The sequence below is a fragment of the Xanthobacter albus genome, assembly GCF_043194895.2.
Lineage (GTDB): Bacteria > Pseudomonadota > Alphaproteobacteria > Rhizobiales > Xanthobacteraceae > Xanthobacter.
Genome location: NZ_CM195532.1, coordinates 3,694,642 through 3,706,429 on the forward strand (window position 1 = coordinate 3,694,642; position 11,788 = coordinate 3,706,429).

21 protein-coding genes are annotated in these 11,788 nt (G+C 66.4%); 18 read left to right on the forward strand and 3 right to left on the reverse strand.

Annotated elements, in window-relative coordinates; all coding sequences use genetic code 11:
* Positions 1–98: 98 nt before the first annotated feature.
* Positions 99–482, reverse strand: coding sequence for a hypothetical protein (locus tag V5F75_RS16620; protein WP_394033894.1), 384 nt, complete (start codon positions 480–482; stop codon positions 99–101).
* Positions 483–662: 180 nt separating this feature from the next.
* Here V5F75_RS16620 and V5F75_RS16625 point away from each other — a divergent pair, with 180 nt between their 5' ends.
* Entirely contained in the window at positions 663–956 is a 294-nt protein-coding gene (locus V5F75_RS16625; protein ID WP_394033895.1) for a hypothetical protein, read from the forward strand.
* Between the two features lie 4 nt (positions 957–960).
* On the opposite strand, the gene V5F75_RS16630 is transcribed toward V5F75_RS16625, so the two are convergent.
* Together V5F75_RS16630 and V5F75_RS16635 are read right to left on the reverse strand one after the other, a co-directional pair.
* Positions 961–1,320, reverse strand: a complete 360-nt coding sequence (locus V5F75_RS16630) for a hypothetical protein (RefSeq protein ID WP_394033896.1) — start codon at positions 1,318–1,320, stop codon at positions 961–963.
* Positions 1,317–1,580, reverse strand: a complete 264-nt coding sequence (locus V5F75_RS16635) for a YdaS family helix-turn-helix protein (RefSeq protein ID WP_394033897.1) — start codon at positions 1,578–1,580, stop codon at positions 1,317–1,319. Before V5F75_RS16635 ends, V5F75_RS16630 begins: the two co-directional genes overlap by 4 nt.
* An 85-nt stretch (positions 1,581–1,665) precedes the next feature.
* Between V5F75_RS16635 and V5F75_RS16640 the strand changes: the two genes are divergently transcribed.
* The 17 genes from V5F75_RS16640 (at position 1,666) to V5F75_RS16720 (ending at position 11,783) form a co-directional block, all read left to right on the forward strand.
* On the forward strand, positions 1,666–2,376 hold the full coding sequence (locus V5F75_RS16640) for a helix-turn-helix domain-containing protein (RefSeq protein WP_394033898.1): 711 nt from the start codon (positions 1,666–1,668) through the stop codon (positions 2,374–2,376).
* A gap of 333 nt (positions 2,377–2,709) precedes the next feature.
* Entirely contained in the window at positions 2,710–2,970 is a 261-nt protein-coding gene (locus V5F75_RS16645) for a hypothetical protein (protein WP_394033899.1), read from the forward strand.
* A gap of 894 nt (positions 2,971–3,864) precedes the next feature.
* Positions 3,865–4,155: a DUF6948 domain-containing protein gene (locus V5F75_RS16650; RefSeq protein ID WP_394033900.1), complete on the forward strand. Its 291-nt coding sequence runs from the start codon at positions 3,865–3,867 to the stop codon at positions 4,153–4,155.
* Positions 4,139–4,327 (forward strand): hypothetical protein, encoded by a 189-nt coding sequence (locus V5F75_RS16655; RefSeq protein WP_394033901.1) that lies wholly within the window; start codon positions 4,139–4,141, stop codon positions 4,325–4,327. Before V5F75_RS16650 ends, V5F75_RS16655 begins: the two co-directional genes overlap by 17 nt.
* Positions 4,328–4,376: 49 nt before the next feature.
* Entirely contained in the window at positions 4,377–4,772 is a 396-nt protein-coding gene (locus tag V5F75_RS16660; protein ID WP_394033902.1) for a hypothetical protein, read from the forward strand.
* Positions 4,769–5,029 (forward strand): hypothetical protein, encoded by a 261-nt coding sequence (locus V5F75_RS16665; protein ID WP_394033903.1) that lies wholly within the window; start codon positions 4,769–4,771, stop codon positions 5,027–5,029. The genes V5F75_RS16660 and V5F75_RS16665 overlap by 4 nt, the downstream gene beginning before the upstream one ends.
* Positions 5,026–5,334, forward strand: a complete 309-nt coding sequence (locus tag V5F75_RS16670; RefSeq protein WP_394033904.1) for an XkdD/Y8K6 family phage-associated protein — start codon at positions 5,026–5,028, stop codon at positions 5,332–5,334. Before V5F75_RS16665 ends, V5F75_RS16670 begins: the two co-directional genes overlap by 4 nt.
* A gap of 87 nt (positions 5,335–5,421) precedes the next feature.
* Positions 5,422–5,937 (forward strand): hypothetical protein, encoded by a 516-nt coding sequence (locus V5F75_RS16675; RefSeq protein ID WP_394033905.1) that lies wholly within the window; start codon positions 5,422–5,424, stop codon positions 5,935–5,937.
* A gap of 312 nt (positions 5,938–6,249) precedes the next feature.
* Entirely contained in the window at positions 6,250–7,257 is a 1,008-nt protein-coding gene (locus tag V5F75_RS16680) for a hypothetical protein (protein ID WP_394033906.1), read from the forward strand.
* 7 nt (positions 7,258–7,264) lie between these two features.
* Positions 7,265–7,465, forward strand: a complete 201-nt coding sequence (locus tag V5F75_RS16685) for a hypothetical protein (RefSeq protein ID WP_394033907.1) — start codon at positions 7,265–7,267, stop codon at positions 7,463–7,465.
* Positions 7,465–8,220 (forward strand): 3'-5' exonuclease, encoded by a 756-nt coding sequence (locus V5F75_RS16690; RefSeq protein ID WP_394033908.1) that lies wholly within the window; start codon positions 7,465–7,467, stop codon positions 8,218–8,220. Before V5F75_RS16685 ends, V5F75_RS16690 begins: the two co-directional genes overlap by 1 nt.
* Positions 8,220–9,134: a PD-(D/E)XK nuclease-like domain-containing protein gene (locus V5F75_RS16695; RefSeq protein ID WP_394033909.1), complete on the forward strand. Its 915-nt coding sequence runs from the start codon at positions 8,220–8,222 to the stop codon at positions 9,132–9,134. The genes V5F75_RS16690 and V5F75_RS16695 overlap by 1 nt, the downstream gene beginning before the upstream one ends.
* On the forward strand, positions 9,131–10,381 hold the full coding sequence (locus V5F75_RS16700; RefSeq protein WP_394033910.1) for a recombinase RecT: 1,251 nt from the start codon (positions 9,131–9,133) through the stop codon (positions 10,379–10,381). The genes V5F75_RS16695 and V5F75_RS16700 overlap by 4 nt, the downstream gene beginning before the upstream one ends.
* On the forward strand, positions 10,378–10,701 hold the full coding sequence (locus tag V5F75_RS16705) for an XkdD/Y8K6 family phage-associated protein (protein ID WP_394033911.1): 324 nt from the start codon (positions 10,378–10,380) through the stop codon (positions 10,699–10,701). Before V5F75_RS16700 ends, V5F75_RS16705 begins: the two co-directional genes overlap by 4 nt.
* Positions 10,694–10,993: a hypothetical protein gene (locus tag V5F75_RS16710; protein ID WP_394033912.1), complete on the forward strand. Its 300-nt coding sequence runs from the start codon at positions 10,694–10,696 to the stop codon at positions 10,991–10,993. Before V5F75_RS16705 ends, V5F75_RS16710 begins: the two co-directional genes overlap by 8 nt.
* Complete coding sequence (locus tag V5F75_RS16715) at positions 10,990–11,583, forward strand: 3'-5' exonuclease (RefSeq protein WP_394033913.1); 594 nt, start codon at positions 10,990–10,992, stop codon at positions 11,581–11,583. The genes V5F75_RS16710 and V5F75_RS16715 overlap by 4 nt, the downstream gene beginning before the upstream one ends.
* Complete coding sequence (locus tag V5F75_RS16720) at positions 11,580–11,783, forward strand: hypothetical protein (RefSeq protein ID WP_394033914.1); 204 nt, start codon at positions 11,580–11,582, stop codon at positions 11,781–11,783. Before V5F75_RS16715 ends, V5F75_RS16720 begins: the two co-directional genes overlap by 4 nt.
* The last annotated feature ends 5 nt before the right edge of the window (positions 11,784–11,788 follow it).

Below are 11,788 nucleotides of genomic sequence, written 5' to 3' on the forward strand. Positions count from 1 at the left end.
TCTTTGCGCGTAAGGGCCCGGCGGTCCCGGATGCAGGTGTTGAGCACCACCTTGAGAGCGTTGTGCATCCGGCGGAGCTCATCGGGGCTCAACATCGGTCACGCCTCCGATCCCAGCGCGGAACGCAGCCGCGCAACCATCGACGAAATCTCCCGAACTTCGCGGCTATCAGCGTCCGCACCATCGGCCAGAAGCTGCGCGAGCTCGTTCGCGTGGCGCTCGATCTCGACGCATAGCTCGCGCGCCAGGGCGTCCTTGAGGGTGTCATTGATGTGCGCCTCAATGCCTTTGAGCCGGCCACGGCAGATATTGTCGAAGGTTCCTGCACCCACCTTCACGCGATGGGCGGCCAGCGGCGCCGCCTCCCTGGCCGGAAGACCAAGCCTGTTGGCAAGGATGTCACGCAGCCGGACACCCCTCCTGGCCGCTCGGTCAACATACGCCGCCGCTGACATAACTATCCCCCGATTGCGGATGACCATGCCAAACTCCTGGTGCATCGTGTGGATGCTTGAGGAGTTCAGGAGAGGTTAGAACGATGAACTTTGGTCCGGTCATCCCCGACATGCTGGCAGGCGCGCCGCAGGTGACTGGATGGGTTGAAGGCGGCACGATCCAGGGCTGGCAGGCGCGAGTCGTGGCCGCAGAAAAAGGAGAACGGAATGAACCGCACAGAACTGGAAGCGCGGGTGGTGGTGCTGGAGCGGCTGGTGATCGCGCTGATCCGCCGCCTCGATTTCTCGGAGATCATCAGCGCCGAGGACTTGGAGGTCATCGTGTCGGGCGCGCACGGAGAAGGCGACGCCCCGTCCGTCGAGTATGTGGTGGGCCAGATCGATGCGATCTTCCCGCAGCCGGGCACCGAACGAAGCCCGATCAGCTTGCAGGAAGCGATGCGCCGCCATGAAGCAGCCATCGCAGAGCGGCGCCGTGTGTTCGGCCCCCCGGACGAATGACGCATCACGCGTCCTCCCCGAAGATGCGGATGCGCTCCGCCTCCATCGCGAAAGCATGGCACCGGCTTGGGCGCCGGCTGACCGGCGTGGCATGGCGATACCAGCGGAGCACCCGCGCGAGATGTGCACGGAACTCGGCGCGCCACACGGCCCGCCGGGGATCACTCAGCGCGACGCCATAGGTCAGTTCGCGGCTGCGGCGGTACCAACGACGCGAGGCATCGCTGTGGACGCGGGCGAACGCGAGCTGGCCGTAGTCATGCAGCCACTCGCGCCACAGCTTCGTTCCGCCGTTGGGCGGACGGCGTGGTACAGGCTTCGCCGCCAGGGCCTCCGCGAAGATTTCGGTAAGGGGGACGCTCATGCCGCGCTCCCTTCAGCCGGTTCCGTCGAGGCAGGCGCGCGTACTTCGGCTGCCCCGAAGATATCCGGGCGCAGTTCATTCCGGGAGATGATGCCCCCAGTGGCGCGCTCCAGCTTGAGCGCCATTTCGACGGAAATGCTCGGCGCCCGCGTGAGCAAATACGAGATCTGCTGCTGTGAGCATGCTGCCGCCTGGGCCAGCTTCTGCTGGGAACCCGCAATCTCAACGGCGCGGACGACAAGGTGACGAAAATCGCTCATGAACAAGGAAACTAGTAGATTGAAACGCGGTCGTCAACTAGCACTCTTGTGTGGCGATCTACAAGGGTTCTGGTAGGGCTTTCGCATGACCCTTGCCGAGAACCTGAAGCGCCTCCGTGAGGAGATGAAGCTGTCTCAGCCGAAGCTCGCTAAAGCGGCCGGTGTGAGCCAGCAGCTCATTTCCCGGCTTGAAAACGGCAAAGACCTCACGACGAAGAAACTCCCCAATCTCGCCCGAGCCTTGGGGGTGACGGTGACCGATCTCGACCCCACTTATATGCTCAGCGATGTCGGCACGGAGGTCATACCCGAGCCCGCATCTGAAGCGCCGACGTCCCTTCCCTCTCCGGATGCCTCGCACCCAGTCCCACTTCGGTTCTCACACAAGACCATCCCAGTGTACGGCCATGCGGCGGGCGGCATGAACGAGGACGGCAAGTTCATCCTGAACGGCTCGAAGATCGCGGACGTGCTGTGCCCGCCGGCCCTGGAAACAGTCGCCGGCGCCTATGCCGTCTATCACACCGGCGAATCCATGCTCCCGCGCTACGAGCCGGGCGACCTGCTCACGATCCACCCCAGCCTGCCCGTCAAGCGCGGCGACTATGTGCTCGTACAGATCACCGGCGACGATGGCGACCCGCCCTACGGTTACGTGAAGCGCTTCGTGTCTCGGAATGCCAAAGAACTGGTGCTGGAACAGCTCAACCCACCAGAAGGCGAGGACAGCATTTTGCGTTTCCCGGCCGATCGCGTGCTCACCGTGCATGTGATCTGGGGCGCCAGTCGCGGCTGATTCTCACCACAATTCACAGCCGAGAGAAACGATTCGACTCTCAGCACAACCTTGCTCATAAATGGAACAAATGAGGAACATGCGAGGCTGGAGAATGGCGGGGGCACATTCAGAATGCTTGGTATCACACGTTTCTTCGGTTCTGATCGTCTGCCGCGACTGCGGCCACGCGGGGGTATTTTTCCCGGAGCACTTCCGGCGCTGGGGCGTTCCTCCCCTAGCACCCGCTGGCCAGATGACCCGCCGCTTCCGGTGTGCGCCATGCCGAAGCCGAGGCGCCGACGGGCGGGCGGTCACGGTCGAGATTTTCCCCGCCCGCGAAGGAGCCGCGGCATGAGCGCGCCGGTCACCATCCACGTCGTCCAGGCATTCGTTGATATCGATGGGTTCCCTGTGGCCGAAGAGCCGATCGCTTGCCAAAGCGCAACTCAGGCACGAGCCAAGGCCCAGTTGCTGAAGAGCACCAAGCTCGGAGTGGTCGCGTGGTCGCGGACATCCCCTAACCCGGACCTCGGAGACTGGGGACCTCCGGTCGAGCTTGCGCGGTTCGGATCGATTCCAGAGGAATTCGATGAAGCTGGAGGGGTGGAATAACACCCATGCGGTCGTGAACGCGCGCACCTCTCAACCTAAAACGTATGTGACAAGAATAACATCTGAAATGTAGTGAGATATATTTCTCATTTAAACAGATGCTGCTCTATCGGTTAGGTTCTATCCCTACCCTATCCCCCAACACAGCCCTTTGAACATGCAGGGTCTCCCAGCGCGTGCGCGGCTCTGCGGCCTTCCGCCAGCGGGCCATCGTGGGCCGGCCGGTCGTCGCACGAACTGGGTTCCCTGCATGCTGGCCGAGGGGAGGCTTTGGACACCCCCACGTCTCGCATGCGAGTTGCGGCCTCATAGGGCGCTTCGCCGCAACCTGCCTCCGTATTCGTCCGCAGTGCCCTGCGTCGTGGTCCGCCGCTTCGGTTCGGCGTGGATTGTGACCAACTCCCTCTTTCACCCGGCGCCTCGGTAATCCGCCAGACGACCCCCCGCCTACTCAGCCGGGACCCTCCTCAGGGGATCGTTGCCACCGCTCAATTCCGCGGCTCCTCGCGACGCGGGATCGGCGGCGGCAGAGATGGACATTAGCCCGGCCTAAAGAAAATTACTAGATACCTAGTTGACGTGACGACTAGCTTGCTTGTAGCTTCTGCTCATCGAAACGGGAGCGGATGACATGACCAACTAGACCACCACCGAAGCCGAGGTCCTCAAGAGGATCCTCGAAGATGCGCTCCGGGCCGCAGATAACCCGGCCTATGCGCTTTCCCTCAGCGCCAGCGCCCCCCGCGACCTGCTGGTCCGGCTCGCCGCCAAGTGGCCGAACGATGTCGCCGCGGCACTGGCCACCCTCCAGACGCCCAAGGCGGCCTGAGCCAACGGGGCGGGCAGCGAGCCCGTCCCACCTTCCCCTTCACCACCCCAGAAAGAGGACCAGACATGACCGACGCGACCGAAAAGCCTGTGCTCGTGACGACCGAATACCGCGGCGTGTTCTTCGGCTACGCCACCGACACCAGTGGCGACGTGATCGAGCTCAAGCGTGCCCGCAACTGCATCTACTGGCCGAGCGGCCAGGGCGGCTTCATGGGCCTCGCGGCCGAGGGCCCCGCGACGGGCGCGAGCATCGGTGCCCAGGCGGACATCACGCTGCGCAAGATCACCGCGGTGGCCCCGGTGACCGAGGCGGCCGTCGAGAAGTGGGAGGCCGCCAGTGTCTACCGCGGCTGATAGCACCGGCTCCGGCTCCGGCTACGGCTCCGGCTCCGGCTACGGCGACGGCTCCGGCGACGGCTCCGGCTCCGGCGACGGCTCCGGCGACGGCTCCGGCTACGGCGACGGCTCCGGCTACGGCTCCGGCTCCGGCTCCGGCTCCGGCTACGGCTACGGCTACGGCGATTGACCGCCCCGAGGGGCGGGCCATGCCCGCCCCTCTCACGATGAGGAACCTGATGAACCGCCAGCTCATCACCGCTGACCTGGAGATCGATGCCGCCGCCGTCGCTGCGCTCGCGAACCGGCAATACCTGTCGAGCCGCGCCTTTTGGGCGAAGCGGCCGGCGGCGCGGCGGCCGGCGGACATCCACCTCATCCGGCAGGCCCGCGCATATGCCCAGGCCCGCGCCGAAGCCGACCTCGGCCTTGCCGTGGAGCGCACCCGCCGCGCCCGGCTCTCCGATGTCCAGCGTCGCCGCGAAGACCTCCTCGCGTATCGGGCCCGCGTGGCGAGCCCGCTCACCTGCCCGGACAGCATCCTCTTCGCGCGCGGCGGCGCCGCATGTGTGACCGCCGAACTGGCACGCATCGACGATGAGCTGGCCGCCCTCGCATTGGAGCCCGCAGCATGACCTATCCCGATCTCCAGGTGCCGCCGATGAATTTCCCCGCGGGCGTGGTGCGGCAAGAGGGCCATATCCTCGGCCTCAAGCTTGTCTCGCGCCCCCGCAACGGGCGCCTGGAACGGCCCTTTGAGCTGGTCCTGTACGGTTCCCGTATGGAGATCGCTCGCCCCGTCACCGTCGAGGACGTGATGGCCATCCGCGACTGGTGCTCCCGCGCCATCTCCGCTCATGAGCGGGCGCTCTATCCGGAGGCCGCGGAATGACCAGCAAGCACACGCAGGGGCCGTGGTACGCGGTCGGCGGCATGGTCGAAATCGATAACGACTACATTCAGGACATTTGCAGCGTAGATCCGGCGACATTCTTCCAGGACAGCATCCTCAGGAAGAAGCGTAGCTGGGAGGAGATCGAAGCCAACGCCCGCCTGATAGCTGCTGCGCCGGAGATGCTGGCGTTGCTCAGGGCCATCGTCGCCAATCACGGCAAAGAGGCTGTCCAGACGCACCTCGACAATACAGACCTCGCGGACGCTCTCGCCGCCATCGCCAAGGCGGAGGCCGCGGAATGATCCTCATCCTTTCCGCCCTCTCCCTCGCCTGGACATGGCTCCGCGCCCTGGTCCGCTCCCCCGCTCTCGATTGGATGGGGTGGTGACATGTCCGACGTTGTCACCCATCCATCGTCAAAGCCGCGCACCTCCCGGCCAGTGCAACCCGTGCGCGGACCGATGCCGAAAGTCTCTACCGCGAACCCGCGGCGGCTGAGGCGCCAATACCTTGCCGCCGGATCTACCGGGGGCGTCGCCGTGGTGCTTACCGGCTTGTCCCTGTCTCACCTCGCCCACGGGATCGAGCTGGTGACCGGGGCGGCGGCTTGGGAGTGCTGGGCGCTCGCCGTCGGCGTGGACCTAGGGTTTCTCGCCTTCGAGGTGGCGTTGCTTTGCGCGGCGACCGAGGCCGTCAGGCGAGCTGTCGGGCGGTGGGCCCATCCCGCTGTGATGGTGCTCCTGGCCATCAGCGGCTGCCTGAATGCATTGGCGTTCGCCCATGCGGCGACGGACTGGCGGCTCGCCGCAGCGGCAGCGCTGGGCCTCGCCATCCCGACACTCGTTTATGTCCTGGCCCGCGTGAGCTTTGTGCTCGCCACCCAGGGCACCCGGGCTGAGGCATGAGCATGCCCGCCGTTCACACGACAAGCGCCGCCGTCGTGGCGACGCATGAGCCGCCGCGCCCTCCCGCAGGCCCTGACCAGGGTGCGGCGGCTCAAGCCCTCTCTACTTGGAGCGCCTGATGCTCCAGATCCTCGCCGCCTGCGCCATCTGGCTCTCACTCGCCATCGCATTCGGCGTGCTGCTCGCTGACGCGGCGCGCTGGGTCCGAAATCGCAGGAGGAACCGGCTGTGACCGGCCCCCTGCCCCCGAACTTCACCTCTCTCGGCGACGCCGCGACCCGCGTGCTCGCAGACATCCCAAGGGGTCAACGCATGGATTTGGAACTCATCACCATCGAGCCGCAGAACGCGCTCTCGGTGTTCACCACCCCCGCGGCGCTCGACCCATACCTGTCCAAGGTCCGGCAGGAGATCGACGCCTTCCGGCCCGACATCTCCACCACCAAGGGGCGGGCTGAGATCAAGTCCTTCGCATTCAAGATCACCAAGGTGAAGACCTACCTGGACGGCGCCGGCAAGGCACTCAACGATGTTCAGAAGGAAATCCCGAAGAAGATCGACGCGGCCAGGAAGCACGTGCGCGACACGCTCGACGGGTGGGCGGAAGAGGTACGCCAGCCGCTCACCGACTGGGAGCAGGCCGAAGAGAAGCGTATCGCCGACCACAAGGCAGCGATTACCCGCATGGAAGACCTCGGCGCCAAGGGCGAGCTCCAGATCCCCTCCGGCTATATGCGCGACGCCCTCGCCGAAGTGAAGGCCGTCGCCATCGGCCCCTGGTGCGAGGAGTTCGAGGCCGCCTACGGCCGGGCCAAGGACATCGCCCTGTTCCAGCTCGAAGCCGGGATCGAGGCCCGCGAGCGGTATGAAGCCGAGCAGGCTGAGCTCTCGGCTCTGCGCGCCGCCGCCGAGGCGCGCGCGAAGAAGGACCACGAGGAGCAGATCGCCCGCGATGCGGCCGAACGCGCCCGGCGCGAGGTCGAAGAGAGGGCTGCCGCCGAGGCTCGTCGCGCCGAGGAAGCGGTGCGGCGCGAGCGGGAGGCGGCCGAGGAGCGCGAGCAGGCGCTGAGACGCCAGGCCGAGGACGCGGAACGGCGCGCGCGCGAGACCGAGGAACGCTTGCGGCGCGAGGCGGAGGAAGCCAAGTCCGCGGCATCTGCGGAGGCGGCGCGTCGCGAGGCCAACACCCGCCGGCGCAACAACGTCCATCGCACCGCGATCTCTGCGCTGGTGGCCGGTGGAGTGCCGCAGGACGCCGCGGAGAGGGCCATCGACCTGATCGCCGCCCGATCTGTCCCGAACGTCTCGATCACTTACTGAGGCCGCGATGACCACCGCCGTGGAACTCATCGAGCTCAACGTGGACCTGATCGCGCGCACTGATCGCGCTGTCCATGTCCGCGATCACGGGACCGGCCGCCTCGTGTGGCTGCCCATCGCCCTTATCGAGATCACCCGAGCCGACGACGGCGAATCTTGGGTGGTCGATGTGCCCGAGTGGCTGGCCGTAGAACGGGAGCTGGTGTGATGTTCATCCGAATTATCGACCTGGAAACCACCGGCTTTGAGCCGCCCGAGCACGCCGTCTGCGAGATCGGCTGGTGCGATGTCCATGCGGATGTCGCGGACCCGACCACCGGCTTACTCCAATGGCGTGTCACCGGCGGCGGAAACGAGCTGGTGAACCCCGGCCGGCCGATCCCGCCTGAGACCTCGGCCATCCATCACATCGTCGATGAGGACGTAGCCGATGCTCCGACCTGGGAGGTGGCCGCCGCCGCAATCCTTCGGCCCAGCCCCGTGGCCCCCATCGCCTTCGCCGCCCACAGCGCGAAGATGGAGCGCCAGTGGTGCACCGATGATCTGACCGGCGGAGTGCCGTGGATTTGTACGTACAAGGCGGCCCTCCGCCTATGGCGCGACGCCCCCGCCCATTCCAATCAGGCACTGCGTTACTGGCGGCGCCCGGCCGGCCTCGACCGCTCCGAAGCCGCTGTGTCGCATCGCGCCTACCCCGACGCCTACGTCACCGCCTTTCACCTGCGGGACCTGCTCGCCCTCGCCCCTCTCGACGACCTGATCCGCTGGACCAACGAGCCCGCGCTCCAGGTGCGCTGCCACATCGGCAAGTGGCGCGGCCACCTCTGGTCCGAGGTGGACCTCGGCTTCCTCGAATGGATCGCCGTCCGGGACTTCGATGACGACGTGCTTTTCACCGCACGTCACGAGATCGAACGGCGCGCAGCCGAAGCCGGCACTTATGACGACGAGGAGGTGTTTTGATGATCCCCGTTCGAAAGCTTCCCGCCAACGCCAAGGTCAGCGAGCCCGGCGTCTACGCCATCGACATTGAGCTCTATCACGGCGACTGCTGCACCGGCCCGAGCATCAGCTCATCCGGGTTGCGCAAGATCGAGCTCCAGAGCCCGGCCCACTATTTCGTGGACAGCTACTTGAACCCACTCCGTGTCGCCAACGATCCAAGCGACGCGCTCGATTTCGGACAGGCAGCGCACACGCTGCTACTCGGAGAGACCGGCTTCCGCGAGCACTTCGCGGTTCGGCCCGACGACTTTCCAGACTATCGCACCAAGGCGGCGCGGGAGTGGCGCGACACCCAGCGCGACGCCGGCAAGACGGTGCTGACGCCGGAACAGGTGCAGCACATCAAGGGGATCGCCGCCTCGCTCGCCCGGCACCCGCTCATCAAAGCCGGGCTGCTTCAGGGTGAAGTCGAACGATCTCTGCTCTGGCGCGACCACACCGGCGTGTGGCTCAAGAGCCGGCCGGACGTGCTCCCGGTCAGCGACGGCGTGGTGGTAGACCTCAAGACCGCCGCCGACGCCGCGCCGCGCGCCATGGAGCGCGCTATCCTGGATCGTGGCTATGCGATGCAGGGCGCACTCACCGGCATGGCGCTCAAGGCCGTCTGCGGCATCGAGATGGCGGCCTTCGTGCTGGTGGCGGTCGAAAAGGTGCCGCCGTATGCCGTGTCCATCATCGAGGTGGATGGGGTCTGGCTGGACTATGCCCGACGGCAAGTCCGGCGCGGCATCGACACCTTCGCCAAGTGCCTGGAGACCGGCGAATGGCCGGCATTTGAGGGTGAGGCCAAGGCCTATATCCCCGAGTGGCTGCGCAAGCGCCTCGATGCCGAGACGGACGTGGGCCTCCTGCCTCAGGAGGACGCAGCGTGAACCAAGTCACCTCCATCTCCCCCTACGACGCCTTCAAGGCGGAGGTGCTGCCGCCGGAGCGTGCGCAGTCCCTGTTCGCGACGCTCCCGGCCCATGTGAAGCCCGAGCGGTTCGAACGCAATCTCGCAATCGCGCTTCGGCAACATCCCAACCTGCTGAAATGCCAGCCCGAGGCGGTCTTCAACGAAGTGTCCAAGGCCGCCGCGCTCGGACTGCTGCTCGATCCTCAGCTTGGCGAGGCCTACCTCATCACCGGCTGGAATGCGCGGGAGAACAGAGCCGAACCGCAGCTCCGCGTAGGTTATCGAGGGCTGATTAAGCTCGGCCGGCAGTCGGGCGAGATCACCTCATCCTACGCCCACGAGGTGTGCGAACGCGACGAGTTCGAGTGCGTGCTGGGCGATGAAAAGCGCCTCCACCACAAGCCGAATCTCGCACAGGATCGTGGCGAGGCCTATGCCTACTATGCCGTGGTGAAGCTGGCGGGCGGCGAGACCGACTTCGAGGTCATGACCCTCCGGGACATCCACAAGATCCGAGACCGCTCTGACGGCTGGAAGGCGTTTAAGGCCGGCAAGATCAAGTCCACCCCCTGGGGGACGGATGAGGGCGAGATGGCGAAGAAGACCGTCATCCGCCGCCTCATGAAGCGCATGCCGGCGTCCCCCGAGCTGGCGGACGCACTGCGCATCGAGGACGAGGCCGACTATCGCGACATTCGCGACGTGACGCCGGATCGGCCGAGCCTCGCGTCCCGCCTCAAGGGCTCGGGGTCGGCCCCAGGCTTCTCCATCGCGCATGTCGAGCGCGAGACGAGCCAAGTGGACACCGCTGTTGGCGTCCCTGCCTCTGAACAGTCCGCCACCTCGGCCGCGCCACCGACCACCACCGACGACTTCCCCGGTGACCTCCCCACCGAGGCTGCCACCGAGACCTCGCCCCAGTCGCAGGGCGAGCAGGAGGACGGGCCGGCGTCATCCGCCCCCCAGAATGCCGGCCCGTCCTCCGACACCGTCACCCTCGCCGCTGCGGACTGCCAGGCCTACTCCCAGGCGCTCGCCCGCGCGGCCCAGGCCAGCAGCCTCAAGACCCTGCACAAGGCCTTCATGGACAAGATTTCCGGCCAACCGGCGGACGAGGACCTGGAGGTGCTGCGCGAGATCTACGCGCTCCACCAGCGCCGGCTCAAGGGCGAGATCACCATTGAGGACGTTGGCCTCCAAGTCAGGGAGCTGGCAGGAGCATGAGCGCGCACAGCCCGGGACCGTGGTCCTCGTTCAATGCATTCGAGAATCGCGGCGGGTGCTTCGCCGCGGATGGGAAGACGCTCGTGGCGCACCTCCCGAATCCTCTCCCCGTGGATACCCATCGGCGCCCTCTCCCTGAAGAGGCCGATGCAAACTTCCGCCTGATCGACGCGGCGCCCGACCTCCTGAGCATCGCGAAGCGCTGGGCCGCCCTCGACGGCGGCGCGTGGAACGTCGAGCGCCATGCCGCCGAGAAAGCCGAGCTACTGGCCGACACCAAGGCGACCATCGCCAAAGCGGAGGGCCGCAACGATGACTGACCAGAGCAACGATGGCGGTGCCGCCTTCCCGAACGCCTGGGACGACACGAACGAGTATGGCGTGAAGTTCTCCTTCGTCGAACGGGGTATGAACCTGCGCGACTGGTTCGCCACCCACTACCCCACCACGGAGTTGTCCGAATCATGGGCCGCCGTCGTGATGGGGGAGGCCCCTCCGAAGTGGGAGCCCGGCAACGAGCTGAATTGCATACGCTGGTGGATAGATGCAGACGCCCGCGTCCGCTTCATACACGCCGACGCCATGCTCAAGGCGCGGGGGGAGCGGTCATGACCGCCATCCTCTTCATCGACACGGAATCGAGCGACCTCCTGAAGGAGAACCTCCCCCTCGACGATCCGGCGCAGCCCTGGGCAGTAAGCATCGCCGCCGAGCTGGTGGTGGACGGTGTCTCCGGCGACTTCTTCCACCTGCACATCAAGGCGGAGGGCCGGCAGGTGCGCGCCGGCGCGGAGGCGGTGCACGGCATCTCCACCCGTGCCGCGTCCAAGCGCGGGCTGTCGGAGGTGGCGGCGTTGGGCGTGCTCTGCGGACTGGCCGCGCAGGCGGAGCGCGTGGTGGGCCACGGCGTCGACTTCGACCGCCGGATCGTCGAGGGGCTGCTGCTGCGCCGGGGCAAGGACACCAAGCTGTGGACCCGGCCGGGCCTGGAATTCGTCGACACCATGAAGGCGGCCACGCCCTTCTGCCGGATCGCGCGGGAGGATGGCAGCATCAAATGGCCGAGCCTATCCGAGGCGGCTGAGATCCTGCTGGAGCGGAAGGAAGAGCGCGGGCACCACGATGCCTGGGAGGACCTTCAGCTTGTTCGCGATCTCCATGATTGGCTCGCTGCGCACGGCGCCTGGGAGACGGCCGCATGAACAAGATCACACGCCGCCAGATCCCCGACGACGTCGTGCTCGACGTGGAGCTCACCCTCCGCGGCGACCTCGCGCAGACCCTGCTCGACCACGCCAAGCGGCGCGGCCGGGCCCCCGTCGAGCTGCTCTCGTCCATCGTCCAATTCGTCCTGCGGGACGATCTGGTGGACGCCGTCATCGACGATGGAGGCGCCAAGTGAGCCGC